Consider the following 23,014-nt stretch of genomic DNA (forward strand, 5'->3'; position numbering starts at 1 on the left):
TTCCGGAGGTCCCCCATGCGCCCGCTCCGTCGTCTCGCCTGCCTTGCGGCCGCCTCAGCGGCCTTCGCCCTGCCGGCGGCGGCGCAGGCGCCTGCCGTCGCCCCTGCGCAGGCGGCTGCGCTTGCGGATGACCCGGATGCAGCGCTGGTGGAGGAACTGGTGGTGGTGGGCCGCCTCCCGGGCCCAGCTTGGTGGCGGGTCTCGGACGCCGACACCACGGTCTATGTGCTCGGGGTGCCGTCACTGGCGCCCAAGCGGATGGAGTGGGACCGGGCGATCTTCGAGCATCGCCTCGAAGGGGCCAATGCGGTGGTCCTGCCTTTCACCAATATTCGCACCAAGGGCGTCGGCGTTCTTGGCGCAGGCTTCAACCTGCTGCGCCTGCGCTCGGGGGGACCGTTCGAGGCGCGGCTGGATCCGGCCACCCGCGACCGCTTCGTGGCGGTGCGCGAGCGGCTGGGCTTTCCCGCCAAGCACTATCCCACGTCCAATCCGCTGGCCGCCGGGGTTCAACTGGCTTCGGACTATCGCGAGCGGTCGAACCTGACGACCACCGACCCGGCCAAGCTGGTGGAGCTGCTGGCCCGTCAGAAGGGCGTGCCGGTGGTGGAGAAGAGCTACGACATCGGCCCTCTGCTGGGGGCCATCCTCCGCACATCGCCGCAGGTGGGCCGGGTCTGTTTCGACGAGGTGCTGCAGCAGGCCGAGGCGGGCCCCGGCGTTACCCTGGAGGCGGCCCGGGCCTGGGCCGCTGGCGATGTGCCCGGTGCCTTGGAGAACGAGCGGACCTACGAGCGCTGCCTGGCGATGATCCCCGGCGGGCGGGCGTTCGATGAGCGGATGAAGGCCGACACGGCCGCGGCAATCACGGTCCAGCTTCAGCGGCCGGGCCATGCCATCGTCCTCGTACCGCTCCGGCCGCTGCTGGCGCAGGGCGGCGTGCTGGACCGCCTGCGCGGCCAGGGGTTGGACGTAAGAACGCCGGCGGGAGACGCCGCCGGCGGCTAGGGCGATAGGCCGGGGCGGCTTACAGCCCCGGCAGCTTGATCCGGCGACCGCCTTCGCGCTGGATGATGATTGGCTTGCCGCCGGTCAGCTTCGCCAGGCGCTCAGCCTCGGCCGCGGGGTCGATGTTCGGATCGACGGTCTCGCCCGGCGGCACGGCGGGCGCGGGCTCGCCCTTCTTCCAGAACATCACCTTGTCGGCGAAGCTTTTTTCCTTGTGGGCCACGTCGCCGAACTCATCGTCGACCACATAGCGGATCAGCGGGTCGGCGCGCTCGGCCCCCGCCTTGGCCACCAGCAGCTTTTCGCCGTCCGACCGCAGCTCGGCCTCGCGCTGGCCCAGCAGCGCGTTGCGCGCGGCGCTTTCGGGCTGCAGCTCCTGCGGACGCGGTTCGCCAGGCGCCGGCGGGCGCAGGGCATAGTCAGGGGGCACCACCAGCGGCGCCTTGGTGACCACGCGGAACTCGTCAGGGGTCACCTTGGACATGCCCAGCGCCTTCTGGGTCGACTGGCAACCCGCCAGGCCGACCGCCGAAAGCGCGGCGATGGCGAGGATCACACGGTTGACGCTCATCAACTTGAACAAGCTCCTTGGGCCGCCCCCGGCCACGGACTGAAGGCAATAAACCAATCGCACACGTCCGCCAACGGCGTCACGCAGACGCCGATTTCGCGGGCCGTTCGCGACGCAGGCTGTCGAGCAGCAGCAGGACCACGCCGATGGTGATGCCGCTGTCGGCGATATTGAAGATCCAGGGGAAGACGCCGATCGGGCTGACGTCGATGAAATCGACCACGGCGCCGAAGCGGGCGCGGTCGATGGCGTTGCCGACGGCGCCCGACATCACCAGGCTGAGCCCGAGCGCCGGGAGCCAGCGGCTGGCTCCCCGGGCCCAGACGGCCAGCAGGATCGCCACCACCACAGAGAAGACCACGAAGCCCCAGCGGACGAGGTCGTGGCCCGCCTGGAAGAGGCCGAAGCTGACGCCGTTGTTCCAGATGCGGGTGAACTGGAGCGGCCAGACGACCGGATGCGGAACCTGCTCAGGCAGGGCCAGGGCCCACAGCTTGGTCAGCTGGTCGATGATGACCAGCACGACGGCGATGCCATAGGCGGCCCAGCCGTGGCGGGTGATGCGGCTCATGCAGACGCCCTGCCGTGCTTGGCGTCCCACGCAGCCACGGCGTCGGCGTCGCGCGGGCTGAGGTCGGGGTAGCGCGGGTCGGAGCCCACCTCGGGCAGGATCTTCCAGGACCGGGCGCATTTGCGGCCCTCGGCCTTCAGAGGCTCGACGGCCACCCCGGGCACTTCTGGGAGGCGGAAAGCCTCGGCCGGGCCTTCGCCCGTCACCAGGGTCGCCTGGCTGGTCCGGAACACCTCGGCGGCGTCGAGCCCCTCGAAGGCGGCGAGCAGTTCGGGGTCGGCCACATGCACCCGCGGCGCAGCTTCAAGCGCGGCGCCCATCCGCTTCTCGCGGCGCTCGACCTCGAGGGCGCCGGTGACCACGGAAGTGAGCGCCTGCACCTTGGCCCAGCGGGCGGCCTCGGCGTCATTGCGCCATTCGGCCGGGGTCTCCGGGATCACCCGCAGGCAGTTGGACGGGGCGTCCGGATAGCGGGTGCTCCAGGCCTCTTCCATGGTGAAGGGGATGAGCGGGCTCAGCCAGGCGGTCAGGCGCTCGAACACCGCATCCATGGTGGTGCGGGCCGCCCGGCGCGTCACCGAGTCGGGACGATCGCAGTAGAGGCTGTCGCGGCGGATGTCGAAGAACAGGGCCGACAGCTCGTTCTGACAGAACTCGGTCAGCGGTCGGATCACGTCCTGGAAGGCATAGGCCTCGTAGGCGGCGCGCACCTGGGCGTCCAGTTCCCACAGACGGTGGAGGATGAACCGCTCGAGCGGCGGCATCTGGTCGAGCTCCACCGCCTCGTCCGGCGTGTAATCGGAGAGCGCGCCCAGCAGGTAGCGGATGGTGTTGCGCAGCTTGCGGTAGGCGTCCGAGGTCGTCTGCAGGATGGTCTTCCCGATCCGGCAGTCGTCGGAATAGTCGATCATCGCGGTCCAGAGGCGAATGATTTCCGCCCCGTTTTCGGAGATGACCTTGGCCGGGTCGACGACGTTGCCCTTGGACTTGGACATCTTCTCCCCGTTCTCGTCCATGACGAAGCCGTGGGTGAGGATGTTGTCGTAGGGGGCGCGGCCGCGGGTGCCGGAGCTTTCGAGCAGGCTGGACTGGAACCAGCCGCGATGCTGGTCGGAGCCTTCCAGGTAGAGGTCGGCGGGCCAGCGGGTGTGGGCCCGGTCCTCCAGGGTGAAGGCATGGGTCGAGCCGCTGTCGAACCAGACGTCGAGGATGTCTTCGACCTTCTCGTAGCGGGCCGGATCGTGCGAGCCGAGGAAGTCGGTGACCGGGCGGTTGAACCAGGCGTCCGCGCCCTCGGCCCGGATGGCGTCGATGATCCGCTGGTTGACCTCGGGGTCGTTGAGCGGCTGGCCGGTCTCCTTGTCCACGAACATGGCCAGGGGCGCGCCCCAGGCGCGCTGGCGGCTGATGAGCCAGTCGGGGCGGCTCTCCACCATGGAGCGGATGCGGTTCTTGCCCTGGGCTGGGTAGAAGGTCGTGGCCTCGATGGCCTCCAGGGCCGCTTCCCGCAGGGTGCGGCCGCCCAGCGCCGGGGTCTCCACCGGCTCGTCCATGCGGATGAACCACTGGGGCGTGTTGCGGAAGATCACCGGCGCCTTCGAGCGCCAGGAGTGCGGATAGCTGTGCTCCAGCCGCCCGCGCGCCAGGAGCCGGCCGGCCTCGATCAGCTTCTCCATGACCGCGCCGTTGGCCGGGCCGAACTTGCCGGCCTTCTTGCCCTCGGTCTCCAGCACCTTGAGCCCGGCGAAGAGAGCCACGTGCGGATAGTAGGCGCCGTCGGGGTCGACCGTGTCGGGGATCTCGCGATGGCCGTGCGCCAGCCAGACCGCGTAGTCCTCGGCGCCGTGGCCGGGCGCGGTGTGGACGAAGCCGGTGCCGGCCTCGTCGGTGACGTGGTCGCCGGCGAGCATCGGAACCTGGAAGCCGTAGTAGGAGTCCAAACCCGCCAGCGGATGTTCGCAGACCATGCCCTGGCAGTCCACGGCCTCGACCTTGCGATACTTGGCGACCTTGGCCGCGGCCATGACGTCGCCCACCAGCTTGTCGGCGACGATCAGGCGGTCGCCCGCCTTGGCCCAGGGCTCGAACTCCAGCCCCGTCTCCATCGCCTCGACCTCATAGACCGAGTAGGCGATCTCGGGATTGTAGCTGATCGCCCGGTTGGCCGGGATGGTCCAGGGGGTGGTGGTCCAGATCACCACGCTGGCGCCGCGGGCGGCGTCGCTGCCCTCGGTGACCGGGAACTTCACCCAGATCGTGGGGCTGACGTGGTCGTGGTACTCCACCTCGGCGTCGGCCAGGGCGGTGCGCTCCACGGGGCTCCACATCACCGGCTTGGAGCCGCGGTAGAGCTGGCCGGACGTCACGAACTTGTGGAACTCGGCGACGATGGCGGCCTCGGAGGCGTAGTCCATCGTGGCGTAGCGGTTCTCCCAGTCGCCGATTACGCCCAGGCGCTTGAAGCCCTCGCGTTGCACGTCGATCCAATGGGCGGCGTATTCGCGGCAGCGGGTGCGGAACTCGGCCTTGGAGACCTCGTCCTTGCGGCGGCCCTGGGCGCGCAGCTCTTCCTCGATCTTCCACTCGATCGGCAGGCCGTGGCAGTCCCAGCCGGGGACGAAGTCCACATCGTAGCCCAGCAGGAAGCGCGAGCGGACGACGAAGTCCTTCAGGGTCTTCTGCAGGGCGTGGCCGATGTGGATGGCGCCGTTGGCGTAGGGCGGGCCGTCATGCAGAACGAACAGCGGCGCGCCGGCGCGCTGCCGCTCGGCCCGGATCGCCTTGTACAGGTCCATCTCGTCCCAGCGGGCGAGGATCTGCGGCTCCTTCTGCGGCAGGCCTGCGCGCATCGGGAACGGGGTCTCGGGGAGGAAGACGGTTTCGCGGTAGTCGCGACCAGAGGTCTCGGCGGCGTCGGCCATAACTCAATCCAGCAGGGGTGTCGGTGAAGTGCGGTGGAACCCGGCGCGCGCTGGAGCTCGTCCGGCGGCGTCACGCCGGGCGGTTAATTCGCAGGCTCATCCGACCCGAAGTCATGGGCGGAGGCTCTAACAGACGATGGGCGGAGAGGCTAGGACTCCGGCGTCAGCAGGGCGCGCGCGGCCTTGGCGTCCCGCATGACCTGCTCGGTCATGGCCTCGAGACTGGCGAACTTCTCCTCGGGACGCAGGAACCGGACGAGGTCGGTCTCGATGACCTGGTCATAGAGGTCTTCGTCGAAGTCGAAGAGCCAGACCTCCAGCAGTGGGCGGGTGACGCCCTCCACCGTTGGATTGACCCCGATGTTGGCCACTCCGGGGATCTCGCGCCCGTCGGGGAGGCGAGTGCGGGTGGCGTAGACGCCGAAGCGCGGCGTCACATAGTCGGCGAGGTCGACATTGGCGGTGGGGAAGCCGAGCTTGCGGCCCAGCTGCCGGCCGCGCTGGACGGGCCCCTCGATGGCGAAGGGCCGGCCGAGGATGCGGGCGGCCTCTTCCGGACGGCCGTCGCGCAGGGCCTCGCGCACGCCGGTGGACGAGAACTTGGAGCCGTCCGCCTCGCCCACGGGATCGGCCACTGAGACGCCGAAGCCCAGTTCCTCCCCATAGGTCCGCATGGTGGCGGGGCTGCCGGTGCGGCCCTTGCCGAAGGAATTGTCGAAGCCCACCGCCACGTGCCGGGCGCCCAGGCCCTCGTGCAGCACCCGGACGGCGAATTCGCGGTCGGTCATGTCGGCCATCTCCGCGTCCATGGGCAGGACGTAGAGCGCGTCGACGCCCAGGGCCTCCAGGGCGCGGGCCTGCTGATCGGTCTTCATCAGCCGGAAGGCCGGCTCGTCCGGGCGGAAATAGACCCGCGGGTGCGGATCGAAAGTGATGACCCCCAGCGGGGCCTCAAGCTCGACCGCGGCCTTGGCGGCGAGGGCGATGACCTTCTGGTGGCCCCGGTGGACGCCGTCGAAGCTGCCCATGGCCACGGCCGCGCCGCGATCTTCGGCGGGCAGGTTCTTCCAGCCGCGGATGACCCGGATGCGTTTCATCCCGCCACCGGCTTGCGGGGGGCGATGACCACGGCCTCGCCGTCGACCACGGTCCGGCCGTCCACCTCGCAGACGGTCTCCAGGGTGACCCGGCCACGCCGCGCGTCCAGCGCCTTGACGGTGACCCTGGCGGTGACGGCGTCGCCGATCCGCACCGGCCGGCGAAAGGTCAGGGCCTGGGAAAGATAGATGGCGCCCGGCCCCGGAAGCTTCGTCCCCAGCACCGCGGAGATGTAGGCCCCCGCCAACATGCCGTGGGCGATGCGCTCGCCGAAGCTGGTGGTCCTGGCGTAGTCGGCGTCCAGGTGGACGGGGTTCTCATCGCCCGACACCTGGGCGAAGGCGACGATGTCAGCCTCGCCCACCACGCGGGTCATCTCGGCCGAACTGCCGACGGCGAGGTCTTCGAAATAGAGGCCTTGCAAAGCGCGATACCCTCCGGCGTTCGCCGTTCTTACCAGACGAGGTCCGCCAAGGCCCAGGTGGCGGTGAGGCCTTCCAGGTCGAGGAGATGCTTGGCTACCGAGACGTCGAGCGCGCCGTCGCGCACCGTCTCCTTGGCGTGGATGCCGCTGGCGATGAAGAGGACATCCAGGCGCTGTGTGTTGGCGCCGCGGATGTCAGTGGGCAGGCCGTCGCCGATGCAGAGCACCCGCGCCCGGTCCACCGGCCGGCCGAGGCGGTCGGCGGCGGTCTCCAAGGCGAGGTCGTAGATGGCGGGATAGGGCTTGCCGGCCATAAACACCTCGCCGCCCAGGGTCTCGTACAGCTGGGCGAGGGCGCCGCCGCAGTAAATCAGCTGGTCGCCGCGCTGCACCACGATGTCGGGGTTGGCGCAGATCATCGGCAGGCCCCGGGCGATCGCCGCCTCGAACCGTTCGCGATAGTCCTCGGGCGTTTCGGTCTCGTCGTCGAAGGGGCCGGTGCAGGAGATGCAGCGGGCATCCTCCAGCGGGCCGAGCTGGAGGTTCAGGCCCTCATACAGCGGCCAGTCGCGGTCGGGACCGATCTTCCAGAACGGGCCAGGCGCGCGCTCGGCAAGCAGGGCGCGGGTGGCGTCGCCTGAGGTGACCAGGGCGCTGAAGCACTCCGGCCCGACGCCGAGACTGGCCAGCTGTTCGAGGATCGGGCCGTTGGGCCGGGGGGCGTTGGAGATCAGCACGACCGGTCCCCGTTCGGCCTTGAAGCGGGCCAGGGCCTCGCGGGCCGCCGGGAAGCTCTCGCGGCCGTTGTGGATCACGCCCCAGACGTCACAGAGCAGCACGTCGTAGCGGTCGGCGATCGCCGAGAGGCCGTCGGCCAGGGTCAGGGAGGTCATGGGCCCGGGCGGTATCGGCTAAGGCCCGGCCGCGTCAATCGCCAAGACTAGCCGAAAGCGCGGCGCAGCGGCGTTGGCTGCACGACCCGGGGCGCGACGGCGGGCGGCGGGCCGGCCTCGGCCAGCACCTGGTCCCTGATGGCCCGGGGCTCGCCGAACAGGTGGCCCTGGCCGAAGCCGATCTCGAGCTCAAGGATGTCCACCACCTGGCGCTCACCCTCCACCTTCTCGGCGATGAGTTCGATGCCATAGCGACGGGTGAGCTGGGCGAAGTCCTCGGCGGCGAGGTCGGGCAAGGACTTCAGGACCAGGCGGCCGTCCACCTCGACGAGTTCGTCCAGAAGGCCCTGGGCGCCGATCTTCACGAACTTCACGTCGGCCCGGGCGAGGTCCTGCAGGTCGAGGTCGAGGTCCGTGACCTTGTCGAGGCTGAAGCGGAAGCCGAGCTCGGCGAGCTTGGCCATGTTGCGCGCCTCCAGCGAGCCGCGGGCGTCGAAGGCGGCCTGGCCGATCTCGAAGATCAGGGCCCCGGCGAGGTCGCGGTTGGCGGCCAGCAGGTCGAGGAACTGCGGGAAGAAGCTCTCGTCGGCGAGGCTCGCCATGGAGACGTTGCAGAAGATCCCGATGCGCCGGTCCTGCTTGGCGAGGCGGCGGACGATCTGCACGCAGCGGAACAGCAGCAGGTTGTCGATGGCGGTGACGAGGCCCGCCGGCTCGGCCACGGTGAGGTACTCGGCGGGCATGATCACCCGGCCGGTGGAGTCGCGCAGCCGCGAGAAGCTCTCGTAGAAGATCGTCCGCCGCTGCGGCAGGGAGACCACCGGCTGCAGGTAGAGGTCGACCCGGTTCTCGGCGAGGGCCTCGCGGACCGTCTCGAACAGGCCCGCCGCCCGGCGCGGCTCGGAGCCGGCCCGGCCGGGGAAGGGCACGGGCGCCGAGGCGCCTTCCTCGAAGCGCTGCTGCAGCTTCTGGACGAGGTTCTCCAGCATGTGGACCTCGTCGGACAGCTCTTCCGAGCGGACCACGTCGGTCTCCACCGCCTGGGCCACCTGGGCCAGGCGCGCGTCCAGGCGCTCCACCTGGTCGAGCAGGATGCGATGGGCTTCGCGGATGTTGTCCATCTCGCCCTTGATGGCGCTGGACTCGAGGGCGCGCGCGATCAGGCCGTGGAAGGCGAAGCAGAGCCCCAGGCCGCCGATGAGGGCCGCCAGGCCCGCGCCCCAGCCGCCGCCGTTCCGCCAGAGCGTCAGGGCGACGATCAACGAGAGGCAGAGGTAGGTCGCGCAGAGGAGCGCTAGCGTCAGCCGCCGCATGGGTCCGCCATCCGAATCAACTGGCAGTATCGAACGCGGAATCCCCGAAAGTCGAATGGATTAACGGCGGCAGGCCGCGGCCTGCCGCCGCAGATGAACTAGTCGTCGATCTGGTTGAAGGCCCAGTGGACGCCAAACTGATCCACGACCAGTCCGAAGTAGTCGCCCCAGAACATCTTCTGCGGCTCGCTGATGGGGGTGCAGCCGGCCTCCACCGCCCGTTTGAACCAGGCCTCGATGTCGTCGATGACCAGGGTGAGGTTGAAGGCCTGAGGCTTCTCGAACGCGTGGCCGTGCTCGGGATAGAAGTCGCTCAGCATCACGGAGCTGCCGTTCACATAGAGGTGGACGTGCATCGTCCGCCCCTTGTCATCCGGCGGAATCTGGGCGGCGATCTCGGCGCCGAAGGCCTTCACGTAGAAGTCGGCGGCCCGCAGGGCGCCCTCTACGTTGAGATAGGCGACGACGCCGCCCTTGACGTCGACCTTGGCGGGGGCTTGCGGGGCCAGTGTTTCGGACATTGGCGGTCTCCTGTCTCGTCCTTGGCGAAGGACGAACGCAACCACGCCGGTCCGACAAAACGCGCGCACGGCCTGATGACCGGCGTCGCCGCCCCGCCGTTAGGCCGCGCCGGACCGGTCCTGCGTCGGCGCTTGAGCGTGCTCGGACATGAGCCGGTCGAGATGCTGGCGGATGTGGGCCGCCTCGGCGGCGGTGTTGGCCAAGCCGATGGCGCGGTCGAAGGCTTCCCGGGCCTCGGCCTTGCGATCCAGCTCCAGCAGCAGGGCGCCGCGCAGGCCGTGGAAGTGGAAATAACCGGCCAGCCGCTCGGCCAGGGGCTGGATCATGGCGAGGGCTGCGCCCGGCCCCGTCACCTTGCTGACCGCCACGGCGCGGTTGAGGGTGACCACCGGGGAGGGTGTCAGCCGCTCCAGCGTGGCGTAGAGCCGGTCGATCTGGGCCCAGTCGGTTTCGGCCGGCGAAGGGGCGCGCACGTGCAGGGCGGCGATGGCGGCCTGCACCTGATAGGGGCCGGGGCGGCGGTGGCGCATGGCCTTGTCGATCAGGGCCAAGCCCTCGGCGATGGCCTTGCGGTCCCAAAGGCCGCGGTCCTGATCCTCCAGCAGGACGATCTGGCCCGCGGCGTCGAACCGGGCGCGGCTGCGGGCGTGCTGGATCAGCATCAGGGCCAGAAGGCCCATGACCTCGGGCTCGGCCGGATAGAGGCGAAGGAGCAGCCGGGTAAGGCGGATGGCCTCGCCACAGAGTTCGGCCCGGGCCGGATTGTCGGCCGCGGAATAGCCCTCGTTGAACACCAGATAGAGCATGGCGAGGACCGCTGCGACGCGCTCGGCCCTCTCGGCCGGCGTGGGGGCGCCGAAGGCGACGCCGGCCGCGCCCACCTGGCGCTTGGCCCGGGTGATCCGCTGCTCCATGGCCGCTTCCGAGATCAGGAAGGCCCGGGCGATCTGCTTCACCGACAGGCCCGAGACGATGCGCAGGGCCAGGGCCACCTGCTGCACGGGCGGCAGGTCCGGGTGACAGCAGATGAACAGCAGGCGCAGCAGGTCGTCGCGGTAGTCGGCGTGGTCGATCTGCTCGGCGGCCCGCTCTTCGGCGTCGTCGAGGTCGGACAGCACCTCTTCCGGCGGGAGTTCGGTCTGTTTCGCCCGGCGGCGCACGCCGTCGATGGCGGCGTTGCGGCCGACCATGATCAGCCAGGCGGCGGGATCGCGGGGCGGACCATTCCTGGGCCAGTTCTTCATGGCCCGCAGGCAGGCGTCCTGGAACGCCTCCTCGGCCGCATCCAGGTCCCGGAAGTAGCGCAGCAGGGCGCCCACCGCCTGGGGCCGGGCGGCGGCGATCTGGGCGTTGATCCAGGCGAGGTCGGTCATGGGCTCAGGCGTTCACCTGGGCGGCGGCGTCCTCAGGCAGGCCGCCGGGCAGGAACAGGCGGACCGGGCGGATCTCGTAGGCCCCGCCGGGATCGGCGCGTCCGAGTTCCCGGGCGATTTCCAGCGCCTCCTCGAGGTTCTCGCAATCGATGACGTAGAAGCCGAGCAGCTGCTCCTTGGTCTCGGCGTAGGGCCCGTCGATGACCATCGGCGGGTCGCTCTTGCGCAGGGTGGTGGCCGCGGTGGTCGGCAGGAGCCGCAGGGAGGGGCCGAGCTTGCCCGCCTTCTCCAGTCGCTCGTGGACCATCCCGAGCCGGGCCATGACCGCGTCGTCTTCCTCCTGGCTCCAGGAGAAGACCACGTCTTCGGCATTGTAGCAGAGCAGGGCGTAGAGCATCGGCCGGGACCTCATCCGTGTCTCAAGGACGGACGAGGATGCCCCAGGCCGACGCCGGCGAGGAGAATTTAGTGATCGCCGTTCGCCGCTAGCGGCGGGGCCGGCCTAGCGGGTCGGAACGGGCTTTTCGCCGCGATAGTCGTAGAATCCCCGGCCGCTCTTGCGGCCCAGCCAGCCGGCCTCGACGTACTTCACCAGCAGCGGACAGGGGCGGTACTTGGAGTCCGACAGGCCCTCGTACAGCACGTTCATGATCGACAGGACGGTGTCGAGCCCGATGAAGTCGCCCAGCTCCAGCGGGCCCATCGGGTGGTTGGCGCCCAGCTTCATGGCGGTGTCGATGGCGTCGACGGTGCCCACGCCCTCATAGAGGGTGTAGATCGCCTCGTTGATCATCGGCACCAGGATGCGGTTGACGATAAAGGCGGGGAAGTCCTCGGCGTTCGAGGTGGTCTTGCCCAGCGACTTGGCGAAATTGACCGCCGTCTCATAGGTCTCGGCGTCGGTGGCGATGCCGCGGATGATCTCCACCAGCTTCATCACCGGCACAGGATTCATGAAGTGCAGGCCGATGAACCGCTCGGGGCGGTCGGTGGCCGAGGCCAGGCGGGTGATCGAGATCGACGAGGTGTTCGAGGCCAGGATGGCCGTGTCCGACAGGTGCGGGGTGAGGGCCTTGAAGATGGCTTTCTTCACCTCCTCGTCTTCGGTGGCGGCCTCGATGGCGAGGTCGGTCTTGCCGATGGACTGAAGCTCGGGCGCCGGCTGGATGCGCTTCATGGCCGCTTCCATGGCGGCCGGCTCGATGAGCCCGCGGGACACCTGGCGGGCGAGGTTCTTCTCGATGGTCGAGATGCCCTGCTTCACCCGCTCCTCGCTGATGTCGTGGAGCAGGACGTCGTAGCCGCCGAGGGCGCAGACATGCGCGATGCCCGAACCCATCTGACCGGCGCCGATGACGCCGACCGACTTGATCTGAACCATTCAGCCTGAGCCTCGATAGGGCGCTTGCGGAGCGCACACGGAATGTGACGGTGTTCTAACATGCCCTGAGCGCGGTGCGGCAAGGCTTTTGCTGCGGCGCAGCACCGCTTGATGAAGGTCAGGCGGCCCGGGCGCCCTCCGAGCCGCCTTCGCCCCCGGCCGCCGCCATCAGCCAGTCTCGCAGGGCGTGTATGCGCCGCAACTTGCGGCTGTCGGCCCGCCACACCGCCCAGAAGCCGAGGTCGGAGGGCACGTCCAGCTCGAACGGACGCACCAGCCGGCCCGAGCGCAGGTCCTGCTCGATCAGGCCGCTGCGGGCGAGGGCGACGCCCAGGCCCTGGGCGGCGGCCTCCAGCAACATGACCGAGTCCTCGAAGATCATGCCCTGCTGGGGCGGGGCCTCAAGGCCGAAGGGCTCGAACCACAGGCTCCAGGGGCGGTGGCTGTGGTGCAGTAAGGGGGCGGCCAGCAGGTCGGCGGGTTCGGCCATGGGGCAGCGGGCCAGGAGATCGGGGCTGCAGACCGGCAGCAGGGTCTCGCGGAACAGGCGGGCCGTCTCCACCCCAGGCCAGGCGCCGGCCCCGTAGCGCACGCCCATGTCCACCCCGTCGGTGACGAAGTCGGCCAGGCGGGAGTCCACCCGCAGCTCCAGGTTCGCGCCGGCCGGGTGGCTGACGAGGCCGGGGAGACGCGCAGGCAGCCAGCGGTTGGCGAACTGGGGATCGAGGCTGACCACCAGCGGGTCGCGCTCGGCCGCCTTGGCGAAGGCCGCCACGGCGTTCTTCAGGATGTCGTGGGCCCGGCCCACCTCCCGGGCCAGGCGCTCGGCCTCGGCGGTGGGGATCATGGCGTTGCCACGGCGTTCGAACAGCCGCGCCCCCAGCTCGTCCTCCAGCTTGCGGATCTGCTGGCTGACTGCCCCGTGGGTGACCGAAAGCTCCTCCGCCGCCCGACTGTAGCTGCGGTGGCGCGCGGCCGCCTCGAGGGCGCGCAGGGCGAAGAAGGGGGGCACCCGGACCATGGTTAAGATGTTAGCGCGGGTAACAACCTTGGGCAAAAACTATCGTTCGCCGAGCGGCGGCCCGAACCCCACATCGGCGTCAGAAGGGCCGCGCTGGACAGCCAGCGGGATCGAAGGACGGAAAGACCATGAGGGACGCGATCGCAGTCACGCTCGCCAGCAGCCTGGTGCTGGCCGTCGCGGGCGTCGCATCGGCCGTTCGGCCGGTGCAGGACTATCTGGAGCGCACGCATGTGGAGCTGAGCGCCGAGCCGTCGGTGCGCCTGGCCCGCACCTAGAGCGCAAAGAAAAAGGGCGGCCCCCGATGGGGAGCCGCCCTTCGCAACCCGTGTGGCCGGGTTACTTGCCGATCTTGGTCAGCTCTTCCATCAGCTCGGGAACGGCCGCCTTGTAGTCGGCGACCAGGCCATAGTCGGCCACCTGGAAGATCGGCGCGTCGGGATCCTTGTTGATCGCCACGATCACCTTGGAGTCCTTCATGCCGGCCAGGTGCTGGATGGCGCCCGAGATGCCGACGGCCACGTACAGCTCGGGGGCCACGACCTTGCCGGTCTGGCCGACCTGATAGTCGTTGGGCGCGTAGCCGGCGTCCACCGCGGCGCGGCTGGCGCCGACCGCCGCGCCGAGTTTGTCGGCCAGCGGCTCGATGACCTTCTGGAACTCTTCGGCCGAGCCCAGGGCGCGACCGCCGGAGACGACGATCTTGGCGCCGCCCAGGTCCGGACGGGCCGACTTGACGATCTCCTGGCCGACGAACTTCGTCTTGGCCGGGGCCGCCGGGGCGGCGATCGTCTCGACCGTGGCCGAGCCGCCTTCCGGCGCCGCCTTGAAGACGGTCGGGCGGACGGTGACGACCTTCTTTGCGTCGGACGTGGTGACGGTCTCCAGCGCGTTGCCGGCGTAGATCGGGCGCACGAAGGTCGAGGCGTCGACCACGTCGATCACGTCGGAGATCTGCGCCACGTCCAGCCTGGCGGCGATGCGCGGGCTGATGTTCTTGCCCTGCGAGGTCGCCGGGGTCAGCACGGCGTCGTAGTTGGCGGCCAGCGGAACCACCAGGGCCTCGAAGGCCTCGGCCAGGCCCTGGCCCAGCTCGGCGCTCTCGGCGGCCAGCACCTTGCGGACGCCGGCGATCTTGGCGGCCTCGGCGGCGATGGCGGCGGTGTTCGTGCCAGCCACCAGAACGTCCACGTCGCCCGAAAGCTTCTGGGCGGCGGTGACGGTCTTGTGGGTGGCGTCGCGGAGCGTCTGATTGTCGTGATCGGCGATGACGAGAACGGCCATTAGAGGACCCCCGCTTCGTTCTTCAGCTTCAGGACCAGGTCAGCGGCGGTTTCCACCTTGATGCCGCCGGCGCGCTTCGGCGGCTCGGTGACCTTCACGACCTTGAGACGCGGCGCGGTGTCGACGCCGAGCGAGGCCAGCTCCTTCACGTCGAGCGGCTTCTTCTTGGCCTTCATGATGTTCGGCAGCGAGGCGTAGCGCGGCTCGTTGAGGCGCAGGTCCGCGGTGACGACCGCCGGCAGGGTGACTTCGATGGTCTGCAGGCCGCCGTCAACTTCGCGGGTGACCTTGGCCGACCCGCCCGAGACCTCAACGGCGCTGGCGAAGGTCGCCTGCGGCCAGTCGAGGATGGCGGCGAGCATCTGGCCGGTGGCGGCGTTGTCGCCGTCGATGGCCTGCTTGCCCATGACCACCAGTTCGGGGTTTTCCTCGGCGACGATGGCCTTCAGCACCTTGGCCACGGCCAGCGGCTCAAGGTCCTGGTCCGACTGCACCAGGATGGCGCGGTCGGCGCCCATTGCCAGGGCAGTCCGCAGGGTTTCCTGCGCCTGGGTCGGACCCACCGACACGGCGACCACTTCGGTGGCGGCCCCCTTCTCCTTCAGGCGGACGGCCTCTTCGACGGCGATTTCGTCGAAGGGGTTCATCGACATCTTCACGTTCGCGAGGTCGACACCCGTCTGGTCGGCTTTGACCCGAGCCTTGACGTTGTAGTCGATCACCCGCTTAACCGGGACCAACACCTTCATGAGTTGTAGCGCCTCAAATCTGGTTCGCGGAAAAATGGGACGCTCGGGCCAATAAAGCTTCCCGGGCGCATTGCAAGCCCGCCGCGGGGTCACAAGTTCTCGCGGCGGTCGCAATTTCCGGCCGAAGGTGCCGCTAGCGGACGGCGCACAAGTTTTCTAGAAGGCCGGCATGAACCCGATGATCGAGCGCCTCAAGCTGATCTTCCTGGGCGTCTTCGGCCTCGCGGTCGTCGGCGTCCTGGTCTGGACCTTCGGCTGGGCCATCCCCGCCAAGAAGTGCGCGGAAGAACGGAAGTGGTGGGACCCTGGGCAGCGCGTCTGCGCCCAGCCCGTGCTGATTTCCGACATCACCGGCCGGACCATTCAGGACAAGGAAGCCGAGGCCGCCGCCCGGGCCGCCATCGGCCGTCCGGCTCCGCCGGCCGAGAAGTAGCGCGGCCTCACGCCGCTATCGGGTCGCGCCCGATCGCCAGAAGACCTCGGCGCGGCCGCGTTCGTTGGCCATGCGCGCCGCCACGAACAGCAGGTCGGAGAGCCGGTTGAGGTAGCGCAGGGCCGGCCCGCTGACCGGCTCGCCGGCCTCCAGAAGGCGCACGGCCTCGCGCTCGGCCCGCCGGCAGACCGTGCGCGCCAGATGGAGCGCCGCCGCCGGCGGGGTGCCGCCCGGCAGGATGAACGACTGCAGATCGGGAAGCTCGGCGTTCATGGCGTCGATCTCGGCCTCCAGTCGCGCCACCTGGGCGTCGGAGATCCGCAGGACCTGGCCCTCGGCCTCGTCCGGCCGGGGCGGAGTCGCGAGATCAGCCCCAAGATCGAAAAGCTCGTTCTGGATTCTCGCAAGAATTGCGTCAAAGCCAGGGAAGACCTCTGTTACGTGGCCTTCCGGGACGGCGCTCGTGTGGACCCGCGCCAGCCCGACGCAGGCGTTGGTCTCATCGACCGCGCCATAGGCTTCCACCCGCCGGTCGCTCTTGCTGACCGGCTGGCCGGTGGCCAACCGCGTGGTCCCACCGTCGCCGGTGCGGGTGTAAATCCGGTTGAGCGTCACCATGTCGCAGGGGCCTAGGACTGAGTGCGCCACCATACCGCCGCGACGAGCACGACGATGGCGATGGCCTGCACCACGACCCGCAGCCGCATCAGCTTGTTGGAGTACGATCGGCCGAAGTCGCCGCCGCGGAAAAGCGAGTAAATTCCGAGCGCTAGGACAATCGCTACGGTCGCCAGCGCGGCGGGAATCAGGAAGTCGAACAGGTCCATGCCGGCAATCTAGGCGCGGCGCGGGCCGGCGGCCACCGGAAAGCTCGGGGGGCCGGATCGCCCTCCGACTGCGGCTTTGCCGATCTTGACTTCGGTTCTGTCGATCATGTTCAACGACCGGCGATCCTAGTCGAACGTCAAGATTCGACGGGTATCCAACTGCACTACCACATAGGGTTGAAAAGGGTCGCGCGGCGTCTCCGGGCGCAGCGTGGAACCGCGAAGGCTCGCTTTCGCGGTCAAATAACGAGTTATTTGAACACGTTCACCGAGCGTCGTCCCTGGCGCCGCTCACCTCAAGCAGAGCAAACCCCCGGTCCTCCCCGGACAGCCCACGAGTACGATGAAACACATCTCCCCGAACCAAGTCGCCGCCGAGTCTCCTGTTCGCGCCCCCACCCGGCGCGCCCTGGCCAAGCAGCAGACGCGCGTGAAGGTCCTGGCCGCCGCCCGCAAGCTGTTCTCGGAAGAGGGCTACGAGGGCGCGACGATCCGTGACATCGCCGCGGCCGCGGGCATGTCGACGGGCGCGGTGTTCGCGAACTTCACCGACAAGTCGGACCTCTTCCGCGAGATCATGACCGCGGACTGCGAGACCCTGCTGGACGCCATGCGCGAAGCCGCCGGCCGCGGCCGTGGCGTCGAGGACGCCTTGCTGAAGGTCTTCATGGCCGGTTACACCTTCTACAAGAGCCGCCTTCCGCTGGCCCGCGCCGCCTTTGGCGTGTCGTGGACGAGCGAAAGCGGTCCGACCCTGCGGGCGCTGGCCCCGATCCAGGCCATGCAGGATCTGTTTGTCGAGCAGCTGAACCTCGCCGTCGAGCGGGGCGAACTGCGTCAGGAGGCGGAAGCCAAGCTGCGCGGCCAAATGCTGTTTGAGGCCTATCTTTCGAACTACGCTCAGGCGATCTTCGAAGGCTGGAGCCTCGATGCGTTGCAGGCCCGGGCCAAGGATCAGATTCGGATCCTGCTGGCCGGCGCGCGTCGCGGCTGAGCCGACGACCTGGGGGGGTCATGACGGCTGACGCCGACAAGAAAAAGGCCGAAGCCAAAGAAGCGAGGCGAGCAGCCGCGCGGCAGTCGCAGAAGGAAGCGACTCGCCAGCGGGTGCTCGCCGCCGCACGCGAACTGTTCGACACCCGCGGCTACCAGGGGGCCACCATCCGGGATATCGCCCGGCATGCGGGCGTGGCCGTGGGCAGCGTCTTCACCACCTTCGCCTCTAAGGGCGAGATTCTCTCCGAAGTGATGCAGAGCCGGCTCGACAGGCTCTATGGCGAACTCTACCGGGTGATGCCGCACCTGCGCGGCTCCACGGCCGACCGACTGCGGACCATGTTTGCCATCCATTTCAATTTCGAGGCGCAGCACGTGCGCCTGTTCCTCTCGCATATCGCCGCCGCCTACGACTGGACGCTGCCGGCCAGCGCCAAGCCTTACGGGCGCACGCCGGGCCTGCAGGAGATCATCCGGGGCGTCCTGGCCAAGGGCGTCGAGGACGGCGACGTGCGCAAGGACGTCGACCTGCAAGAGGTCGTCGACCTGCTCATGGCGGCCTATGCCTGGACCTACCGCCTAGTGGTCACCAAGGGGCTGGACGCCAAGGGTTGCACCGACGTCATGGACCGGCAGATCGGCCTGGTGTGCGAGGGCTTCGCGCCGCGCTGATTGCGCTGTTCTCTGAACAAGCGTTTACTCCGTAAATTAAACGGAGGCCCCGCCATGATCGTCGTCCACCATCTCAACGACTCCCGCTCCCAGCGCATCCTGTGGCTGCTCGAGGAACTGGGCCTGCCCTATGAGATCAAGGGCTATGCCCGCGATCCCATGACCCGTCTTGCGCCACCGGAGCTGAAGGCGGTGCATCCCCTGGGCAAGAGCCCGGTGATCTCGGACGAGGGCCGCACGGTCCATGAATCCGGGGCCATCATCGACTACATCGTGCGCCGACACGGCGGCGGCCGGCTGGCTCCACCGACGGGCAGCGCCGCCTACGAGGCCTTCCAGCAATGGCTGCACTATGCGGAAGGCTCGGCCATGCTGCCGCTGATGCTGCAGCTCTATGTGGGCCGCCTGGGCGAGGCGGGCGCGCCCCTGCAGCCACGGATCGACGACGAGATCGCCAACCACCTCGACTATGTGGAGGCGGCGTTGGCGGGGCGTGACTGGCTGCTCGGGGACTTCACCGCCGCCGACGTTCAGATGAGCTTCGTGGGGGAGGTGGCCCGGGCCTTCGGGCGGCTGCAGACCCGGCCGAACCTGACGGCCTGGGTGGCGCGCTTCCAGGCCCGCCCCGCCTACCGCAAGGCGTTGGAGCGCGGCGGCGCCTACAACCTGGCCGGCGGCTAGAACCCGGGCGGGAACGGATCGTCCAGCAGGCCATCGAGGAAGTCGAAGACGGCGGCCTTGGTCAGGGCGTGCGGGATGGCCGAGAAGTGGTCGCAGCCGGCCACCGAGACGGCGCGCCCGTGCGGGAAGGCCCGGGCCAGGTCCTCGGGATCGCCGGCGGTCTGGTCCCGCTGGCCCGTGACCACAAGCACCGGCATGGGCAGGCCCGCGAGCTGGTCGGGCGTGAAGGCAGGGTTGCGCGCCCGGGCGAAGGCGGCGAGCGCGGCCCGGTCCTCGCCCTGTTCGTCGGCGAAATGGCGGAAGCTGCGCAGCAGCGGATGGTCGATGGTCTCGGGATCGTCGGCCAGCATGGCCGCAGCCAGGCTCTCGGCCCGGCTCTCGTCCGGGGGATCGAAGAACCGGCCGCCCACCCCGCCGAGCACGAGGTTGCCCACCCGGTCGGGGGCGTCCAGCGCCGCTTGCAGCGCCGTGCGCGTGCCCATGGAATAGCCGATCAGGTCGAAGCGGCCGACGCCCAGGGCGTCCAGCAGGGCCAGGACATCGGCGGCCAGGGCCTCCCGGGCGTAGGCCGCCGGATCGTGCAGCTTGGCGCTCTCGCCGTGGCCGCGCTGGTCGATGCCGATGACCCGGGCCCCGCGGCGCTCGAAGGCGCCGTACCAGCCGGTGCGCCGCCAGCCTTCGCTGCGGTTGGAGGCGTAGCCGTGCAGGAACACCACGGTGCGCTCCGGCGACGCCGCCGGAGCAATGTCATCGTAGGCGATCTCGACGCCGTTCACGGTCAAGCTTGGCATGGAGCGAACCCAGAAGCGCCACCTTGGCGCGCATAGCGCAAGTTATGGTTTTGGGGTGAAGGCGAGGTTTACGTACCCACGATCACCCAGGGGCGTCGGCGCGTCCACTCCCGCCTGGTTGTCAAGGGCGGGGCGATGATCAGCTACGCCACTTAAGGACGGCCGGCTCCACCGGGTTGCGGAACGGGCGGCCCTCGCGCCGGCTGGCGACCCACTCACGCTTGAGCTGCTGGTACCACTTGGCCTGCCGGTCGGCGTCGTCGATCCAGATCAGGGCGGGGTCGTAGCGCAGGCCTTCGTTCTGCAGGTCCACCATCCGGGCGTCCTGGCGCAGGAAGGCCCGGGCGCCCATGGCGATGAACGGCTTGAGGACCGAAAAGGCCGGATGGTCGGACCAGATGATCTGGGTGATCCGGGTGCGGCGCGCGTCGATGGGAGTCAGGCAGGTGAGCGACAGCACCTGGCGCTTGCCGACGGTGACGTGCTCCCACCTCAGGCCCGGCAGGCGGAAGGTGATCTCGGTGAGCGGTTGGCCGCCGAGGATGGCGTAGGCGCGGCTGTTCTTCGAGGGTTCGTGACGGACCATGGCGAAGCCCGCCTCACGCGGCTCGAAGCGCTTGGCCTTCTCATGCTGGCTCTTGGCCGAGCGCCACCACCACTGCTGGTGCACATAGGGGCCATGGGCCGGGTCCATGAGGCCGACCACGGCGTGGTCGATGTGGGACTCGAACACCATCCGGTCGACCAGCTTGGGCGCGCCGCCCACCACGCCGGGGAAGGTCGGCGCGGGATGGTCCGGCTCGGACCTGGCGTCGCCGCCTACCCAGATGAACACCAGGCCCTGGCTTTCCACCGCCGGATAACGGCGCACGCGGATGCGCGAGACCTCCATGGCCTGATTGGCGGTGAGCGAGGGGATGGCGGCGCAGGCCCCATCCGTGCGGAAGCGCCAGCCGTGATAGGGGCACTCCACGGTGTCCTCCACCACCCGGCCGGCCGACAGGGGCGCGGCGCGGTGGGGGCAGATGTCGCGCAGGGCGAAGATTTCGCCGGAGCGGGCCCGGCCGAGCAGCACCGGCTCGTCCAGGATCTCGTAGCGCGCCAGCTTGCCGGGCTTCAGGTCGGACGAGAGGGCGGCGAAGTACCAGGTGTCGGTCAGGAAGCCCTGGCCGAACCTCTCGCGGGATCGTTCCCTGGTCTTGGCGTCGCCGTCTGCCATGCGCGGCTTGTAGCGGTTTAGGCCAGCCGAAGGAACGCCGCCGCATAGGGCGACAGGCCTATGGAGCCGCCGCGCAGGTCTGCATCACCCGCCCGCACGGGCAGCAGTTCCGCGCCCTCCAGCTCGGGCATGCCTACGAAGCGGGGCTCGGCCGAGAAGTTGAACACACAGGCGATTTGCTCGCCGTCGTGCGCCCGGACGAAGGCCAGGACCGGGGGCTCGGTCTCGATGAAGTCGATGTCGCCCAGGCGCAGGGCCGGCGTCGCCTTGCGGAAGGCGATGGCGTCCATGGCGAAGGTCAGGGGGGATTCAGGATCGGCGGCCTGTTCCTCGACGGTGAGGGCCCGATGCTCCTCGGCGGCTGGCAGCCAGGGGCGGCCGGTGGTGAAGCCCAGGTTTTCGTCGGTGTTCCAGGGCATGGGCGTGCGACAGCCGTCCCGGCCCCCGTCATAGGGCCAGTAGAGGTCGCCCACGGGATCGCGGAGCTGGTCGCGGGACAATCGGGCCTGCGGCAGCCCCAGTTCCTCGCCCTGGTAGATCAGGGTGGTGCCCCTGAGGGCGATGAGCAGGGCGAACAGCATCTTCGCCGCCTCGGGCGAGCCGTCACCCAGGCGGCTGGCCGTGCGCGGCACGTCATGGTTCGAGAAGCTGATCGTCGGCCAGTGCTGCGGATGGTCGGCCAGGGTCCGGTAGTGCTGGCGCACGAAGTCCGGCTCGAGCCGCCGGGCCAGCAGCATGACGAAGGTGTAGGCGCTGTGCAGGCCGTCCGCGGGGCTGCAATAGGCGCCGCAGCGCGCCTCCTCCTCCGAGAACTCCCCGAAGACGAAGCGCTCGCCCCCGTTGACGCCGTTGAACGCCTCCACCCGCCGGCGGATGAGGTCCAGCATCTGCACGTTCTCGGGCAGGTTGGAGTCGCGCAGGTGCCGCTGCAGGTTGCCGGCGTGCCCCCAGTGCAGGCCGGTGCGCTCGGCCATGGGCACGGGCGGATTGTCGGCCAGGGTCTCGTCGTGGAGATAGGTGCCGGCCACGTCCAGGCGGAAACCGTCGACGCCCTTTTCCAGCCAGTAGTCGAGGACGCGCAGGGCCGCTTCCCGCGCCTGGGGATTGCGCCAATTCAGCTTTGGCTGCTGGCGCAGGAACTTGTGATGGTAATGCTGCCGGCGCGTGGGCTGGTAGGACCAGGCCGGACCGCCGAACACCGACAGCCAGTTGTTGGGCGCGGCGCCGTCGGGCTTGGGATCGGCCCAGACGTACCAGCTCGCCTTGGGGCCGTCGCGGCCGCCGGTGAGGCTTTCCACGAACCAGGGATGCTCGTCGGAGGTGTGGCTCAGCACCTCGTCGAGGACCACCTTCAGGCCGCGCTCGTGGGCCGCCTTCAGCAGGCGCTCGAAATCCTCCAGCGTGCCGTAGTCGTGCTGCACGCCCTCGTAGTTGGCGACGTCGTAGCCCCAGTCGCGGTTCGGCGAGGGATGGATGGGCGACAGCCAGATCCCGTCGACCCCCAGGCCGGCGATGTAGTCGAGCTTGGCCAGGACGCCGGGCAGGTCGCCCTGCCCGTCGCCGTTACTGTCGAAGAAGCTTCGGACGTAGACGTGATAGAGGACCGCCCCCCGCCACCACGGGGTCATGTTGGCCTAGACCTCGGACGTGTTGGTAATGATGCGCGAGACGATGCCGTACTCGACGGCCTGCTCGGCGTTCATCCAGAAGTTCCGGGTCGTGTCCTTGTCGACCTTCTCGTAGGGCTGGCCGGTCTCACGGGCGATCATCCGGTTCACGCGCTCGCGCATCTTGATGATCTCCTCGGCCTCGATCTCGATGTCCGAGGCCTGGCCGCGCACGCCGCCTGCCGGCTGGTGCAGCAGGAAGCGGGTGTTGGGCAGGCAGAGCCGCTGTTCCTTCGGTGCGCCGAGGTAGATGTGGGCGCCCGCGCTGGCCACCCAGCCGGTGCCGATCACCGTCACCGGGGCGCCGCAGAAGCGGATCATGTCGTGGATGGTGTCGCCGCTCTCCACGTGGCCGCCCGGCGAGTTGATGATCATCCGGATCGGCTTGTCGCTCTCGGAGGCAAGCGCCGTAAGCTGGGCGGTGACCCGCTCGGCCAGGCGCATGTCGATTTCACCGAACACCAGGACCGTGCGGGACTTGAAGAGGGCGTTCTGGACCGGCCCCGCCGTCATCGGCATGTCGGGCAGGCGGCCCTTGTCGTCGTCGTCCCCGTCTTCGTCCATGTAGGCGGTCCACTTCAGCATGGCGGCTCCTGGCT

The 23,014-nt window shown here is 69.2% G+C and carries 26 protein-coding genes; 6 read left to right on the top strand and 20 right to left on the bottom strand.

Features of this window, described 5'->3' with window-relative positions:
* Positions 1-15 precede the first annotated feature (15 nt).
* Entirely contained in the window at positions 16-1,008 is a 993-nt protein-coding gene (locus BO64_RS05140; RefSeq protein ID WP_496402200.1) for a TraB/GumN family protein, read from the top strand.
* A 19-nt stretch (positions 1,009-1,027) separates the two neighbouring features.
* Here the strand turns inward: BO64_RS05140 and BO64_RS05145 are convergent, their stop codons facing one another.
* From BO64_RS05145 to gcvA, 12 genes are all read right to left on the bottom strand, one after another.
* A complete protein-coding gene (locus tag BO64_RS05145) occupies positions 1,028-1,579 on the bottom strand; it encodes a DUF3035 domain-containing protein (protein WP_496402201.1) in 552 nt (183 codons plus the stop codon).
* Positions 1,580-1,658: 79 nt separating this feature from the next.
* A complete protein-coding gene (lspA, locus tag BO64_RS05150; RefSeq protein ID WP_496402202.1) occupies positions 1,659-2,150 on the bottom strand; it encodes a signal peptidase II in 492 nt (163 codons plus the stop codon).
* Complete coding sequence (gene ileS / locus BO64_RS05155) at positions 2,147-5,071, bottom strand: isoleucine--tRNA ligase (protein WP_496402203.1); 2,925 nt, start codon at positions 5,069-5,071, stop codon at positions 2,147-2,149. The genes lspA and ileS overlap by 4 nt, the downstream gene beginning before the upstream one ends.
* A 149-nt stretch (positions 5,072-5,220) precedes the next feature.
* Complete coding sequence (locus tag BO64_RS05160; protein ID WP_496402204.1) at positions 5,221-6,168, bottom strand: bifunctional riboflavin kinase/FAD synthetase; 948 nt, start codon at positions 6,166-6,168, stop codon at positions 5,221-5,223.
* Positions 6,165-6,593 carry a MaoC family dehydratase gene (locus BO64_RS05165; protein ID WP_496402205.1) on the bottom strand — a complete coding sequence of 143 codons (429 nt, stop codon included), beginning with the start codon at positions 6,591-6,593 and terminating at the stop codon, positions 6,165-6,167. The genes BO64_RS05160 and BO64_RS05165 overlap by 4 nt, the downstream gene beginning before the upstream one ends.
* 29 nt (positions 6,594-6,622) lie before the next feature.
* Positions 6,623-7,486, bottom strand: a complete 864-nt coding sequence (locus BO64_RS05170; RefSeq protein WP_496402206.1) for a TIGR01459 family HAD-type hydrolase — start codon at positions 7,484-7,486, stop codon at positions 6,623-6,625.
* 47 nt (positions 7,487-7,533) lie between these two features.
* Entirely contained in the window at positions 7,534-8,799 is a 1,266-nt protein-coding gene (gene tipF / locus BO64_RS05175) for a flagella assembly cyclic-di-GMP phosphodiesterase TipF (protein WP_496402207.1), read from the bottom strand.
* A gap of 98 nt (positions 8,800-8,897) precedes the next feature.
* Positions 8,898-9,320 (bottom strand): VOC family protein, encoded by a 423-nt coding sequence (locus BO64_RS05180; RefSeq protein WP_496402208.1) that lies wholly within the window; start codon positions 9,318-9,320, stop codon positions 8,898-8,900.
* A 99-nt stretch (positions 9,321-9,419) separates the two neighbouring features.
* Positions 9,420-10,694, bottom strand: coding sequence for an RNA polymerase sigma factor (locus BO64_RS05185; RefSeq protein ID WP_496402209.1), 1,275 nt, complete (start codon positions 10,692-10,694; stop codon positions 9,420-9,422).
* Between the two features lie 4 nt (positions 10,695-10,698).
* A complete protein-coding gene (locus tag BO64_RS05190; RefSeq protein WP_496402457.1) occupies positions 10,699-11,091 on the bottom strand; it encodes a YciI family protein in 393 nt (130 codons plus the stop codon).
* A gap of 105 nt (positions 11,092-11,196) precedes the next feature.
* A complete protein-coding gene (locus tag BO64_RS05195; protein ID WP_496402210.1) occupies positions 11,197-12,075 on the bottom strand; it encodes a 3-hydroxybutyryl-CoA dehydrogenase in 879 nt (292 codons plus the stop codon).
* Positions 12,076-12,193: 118 nt separating this feature from the next.
* Entirely contained in the window at positions 12,194-13,096 is a 903-nt protein-coding gene (gene gcvA, locus BO64_RS05200) for a transcriptional regulator GcvA (RefSeq protein WP_496402211.1), read from the bottom strand.
* Positions 13,097-13,224: 128 nt separating this feature from the next.
* Here gcvA and BO64_RS05205 point away from each other — a divergent pair, with 128 nt between their 5' ends.
* The gene (locus tag BO64_RS05205; protein WP_496402212.1) at positions 13,225-13,374 is read left to right on the top strand and encodes a hypothetical protein; all 150 of its coding nucleotides are present in this window, start codon (positions 13,225-13,227) and stop codon (positions 13,372-13,374) included.
* A gap of 61 nt (positions 13,375-13,435) precedes the next feature.
* Here BO64_RS05205 and BO64_RS05210 read toward each other — a convergent pair whose 3' ends face one another.
* Both BO64_RS05210 and BO64_RS05215 read right to left on the bottom strand, forming a co-directional pair.
* The gene (locus tag BO64_RS05210) at positions 13,436-14,380 is read right to left on the bottom strand and encodes an electron transfer flavoprotein subunit alpha/FixB family protein (protein WP_496402213.1); all 945 of its coding nucleotides are present in this window, start codon (positions 14,378-14,380) and stop codon (positions 13,436-13,438) included.
* On the bottom strand, positions 14,380-15,129 hold the full coding sequence (locus BO64_RS05215) for an electron transfer flavoprotein subunit beta/FixA family protein (protein WP_496402214.1): 750 nt from the start codon (positions 15,127-15,129) through the stop codon (positions 14,380-14,382). The genes BO64_RS05210 and BO64_RS05215 overlap by 1 nt, the downstream gene beginning before the upstream one ends.
* Positions 15,130-15,298: 169 nt before the next feature.
* On the opposite strand from BO64_RS05215, the gene BO64_RS05220 reads away from it, so the two are divergent.
* Positions 15,299-15,562, top strand: coding sequence for a hypothetical protein (locus tag BO64_RS05220; RefSeq protein ID WP_496402215.1), 264 nt, complete (start codon positions 15,299-15,301; stop codon positions 15,560-15,562).
* Between the two features lie 15 nt (positions 15,563-15,577).
* Here the strand turns inward: BO64_RS05220 and BO64_RS05225 are convergent, their stop codons facing one another.
* The gene (locus BO64_RS05225; protein WP_496402216.1) at positions 15,578-16,180 is read right to left on the bottom strand and encodes a cob(I)yrinic acid a,c-diamide adenosyltransferase; all 603 of its coding nucleotides are present in this window, start codon (positions 16,178-16,180) and stop codon (positions 15,578-15,580) included.
* Positions 16,181-16,191: 11 nt separating this feature from the next.
* Positions 16,192-16,389 carry a twin transmembrane helix small protein gene (locus tag BO64_RS05230; protein WP_496402217.1) on the bottom strand — a complete coding sequence of 66 codons (198 nt, stop codon included), beginning with the start codon at positions 16,387-16,389 and terminating at the stop codon, positions 16,192-16,194.
* Between the two features lie 343 nt (positions 16,390-16,732).
* Here BO64_RS05230 and BO64_RS05235 point away from each other — a divergent pair, with 343 nt between their 5' ends.
* The 3 genes from BO64_RS05235 to BO64_RS05245 are packed head-to-tail and all read left to right on the top strand — an operon-like array spanning position 16,733 to position 18,738.
* Positions 16,733-17,383, top strand: a complete 651-nt coding sequence (locus BO64_RS05235; protein ID WP_496402218.1) for a TetR/AcrR family transcriptional regulator — start codon at positions 16,733-16,735, stop codon at positions 17,381-17,383.
* A gap of 20 nt (positions 17,384-17,403) precedes the next feature.
* Complete coding sequence (locus tag BO64_RS05240; protein WP_496402219.1) at positions 17,404-18,057, top strand: TetR/AcrR family transcriptional regulator; 654 nt, start codon at positions 17,404-17,406, stop codon at positions 18,055-18,057.
* Between the two features lie 54 nt (positions 18,058-18,111).
* Entirely contained in the window at positions 18,112-18,738 is a 627-nt protein-coding gene (locus tag BO64_RS05245; RefSeq protein ID WP_496402220.1) for a glutathione S-transferase family protein, read from the top strand.
* Here the strand turns inward: BO64_RS05245 and BO64_RS05250 are convergent.
* The 4 genes from BO64_RS05250 to BO64_RS05265 all read right to left on the bottom strand — a co-directional run bounded on the left by BO64_RS05250 (position 18,735) and on the right by BO64_RS05265 (position 23,000).
* On the bottom strand, positions 18,735-19,529 hold the full coding sequence (locus BO64_RS05250) for an alpha/beta fold hydrolase (protein WP_496402221.1): 795 nt from the start codon (positions 19,527-19,529) through the stop codon (positions 18,735-18,737). The genes BO64_RS05245 and BO64_RS05250 overlap by 4 nt on opposite strands.
* A gap of 139 nt (positions 19,530-19,668) precedes the next feature.
* Entirely contained in the window at positions 19,669-20,748 is a 1,080-nt protein-coding gene (locus tag BO64_RS05255) for a Rieske 2Fe-2S domain-containing protein (protein WP_496402222.1), read from the bottom strand.
* A gap of 17 nt (positions 20,749-20,765) precedes the next feature.
* A complete protein-coding gene (locus BO64_RS05260) occupies positions 20,766-22,376 on the bottom strand; it encodes an alpha-glucosidase family protein (protein ID WP_496402223.1) in 1,611 nt (536 codons plus the stop codon).
* A 6-nt stretch (positions 22,377-22,382) separates the two neighbouring features.
* Positions 22,383-23,000 carry an ATP-dependent Clp protease proteolytic subunit gene (locus BO64_RS05265; RefSeq protein WP_496402224.1) on the bottom strand — a complete coding sequence of 206 codons (618 nt, stop codon included), beginning with the start codon at positions 22,998-23,000 and terminating at the stop codon, positions 22,383-22,385.
* Between the last annotated feature and the right edge of the window lie 14 nt (positions 23,001-23,014).

Source organism: Phenylobacterium composti DSM 19425, assembly GCF_059568645.1.

Coding starts and splice junctions, on each gene's coding strand:
- BO64_RS05210 (WP_496402213.1), bottom strand. CDS start 14,380: ATGGCCGTTCTCGTCATCGCCGATCACGACAATCAGACGCTCCGCGAC.
- lspA (WP_496402202.1), bottom strand. CDS start 2,150: ATGAGCCGCATCACCCGCCACGGCTGGGCCGCCTATGGCATCGCCGTC.
- BO64_RS05215 (WP_496402214.1), bottom strand. CDS start 15,129: ATGAAGGTGTTGGTCCCGGTTAAGCGGGTGATCGACTACAACGTCAAG.
- BO64_RS05255 (WP_496402222.1), bottom strand. CDS start 20,748: ATGGCAGACGGCGACGCCAAGACCAGGGAACGATCCCGCGAGAGGTTC.
- ileS (WP_496402203.1), bottom strand. CDS start 5,071: ATGGCCGACGCCGCCGAGACCTCTGGTCGCGACTACCGCGAAACCGTC.
- BO64_RS05195 (WP_496402210.1), bottom strand. CDS start 12,075: ATGGTTCAGATCAAGTCGGTCGGCGTCATCGGCGCCGGTCAGATGGGT.
- BO64_RS05250 (WP_496402221.1), bottom strand. CDS start 19,529: ATGCCAAGCTTGACCGTGAACGGCGTCGAGATCGCCTACGATGACATT.
- BO64_RS05185 (WP_496402209.1), bottom strand. CDS start 10,694: ATGACCGACCTCGCCTGGATCAACGCCCAGATCGCCGCCGCCCGGCCC.
- BO64_RS05245 (WP_496402220.1), top strand. CDS start 18,112: ATGATCGTCGTCCACCATCTCAACGACTCCCGCTCCCAGCGCATCCTG.
- BO64_RS05140 (WP_496402200.1), top strand. CDS start 16: ATGCGCCCGCTCCGTCGTCTCGCCTGCCTTGCGGCCGCCTCAGCGGCC.
- gcvA (WP_496402211.1), bottom strand. CDS start 13,096: ATGGTCCGGGTGCCCCCCTTCTTCGCCCTGCGCGCCCTCGAGGCGGCC.
- BO64_RS05180 (WP_496402208.1), bottom strand. CDS start 9,320: ATGTCCGAAACACTGGCCCCGCAAGCCCCCGCCAAGGTCGACGTCAAG.
- tipF (WP_496402207.1), bottom strand. CDS start 8,799: ATGCGGCGGCTGACGCTAGCGCTCCTCTGCGCGACCTACCTCTGCCTC.
- BO64_RS05190 (WP_496402457.1), bottom strand. CDS start 11,091: ATGCTCTACGCCCTGCTCTGCTACAATGCCGAAGACGTGGTCTTCTCC.
- BO64_RS05145 (WP_496402201.1), bottom strand. CDS start 1,579: ATGAGCGTCAACCGTGTGATCCTCGCCATCGCCGCGCTTTCGGCGGTC.
- BO64_RS05160 (WP_496402204.1), bottom strand. CDS start 6,168: ATGAAACGCATCCGGGTCATCCGCGGCTGGAAGAACCTGCCCGCCGAA.
- BO64_RS05205 (WP_496402212.1), top strand. CDS start 13,225: ATGAGGGACGCGATCGCAGTCACGCTCGCCAGCAGCCTGGTGCTGGCC.
- BO64_RS05230 (WP_496402217.1), bottom strand. CDS start 16,389: ATGGACCTGTTCGACTTCCTGATTCCCGCCGCGCTGGCGACCGTAGCG.
- BO64_RS05225 (WP_496402216.1), bottom strand. CDS start 16,180: ATGGTGACGCTCAACCGGATTTACACCCGCACCGGCGACGGTGGGACC.
- BO64_RS05170 (WP_496402206.1), bottom strand. CDS start 7,486: ATGACCTCCCTGACCCTGGCCGACGGCCTCTCGGCGATCGCCGACCGC.
- BO64_RS05260 (WP_496402223.1), bottom strand. CDS start 22,376: ATGACCCCGTGGTGGCGGGGGGCGGTCCTCTATCACGTCTACGTCCGA.
- BO64_RS05235 (WP_496402218.1), top strand. CDS start 16,733: ATGAAACACATCTCCCCGAACCAAGTCGCCGCCGAGTCTCCTGTTCGC.
- BO64_RS05265 (WP_496402224.1), bottom strand. CDS start 23,000: ATGCTGAAGTGGACCGCCTACATGGACGAAGACGGGGACGACGACGAC.
- BO64_RS05220 (WP_496402215.1), top strand. CDS start 15,299: ATGAACCCGATGATCGAGCGCCTCAAGCTGATCTTCCTGGGCGTCTTC.
- BO64_RS05240 (WP_496402219.1), top strand. CDS start 17,404: ATGACGGCTGACGCCGACAAGAAAAAGGCCGAAGCCAAAGAAGCGAGG.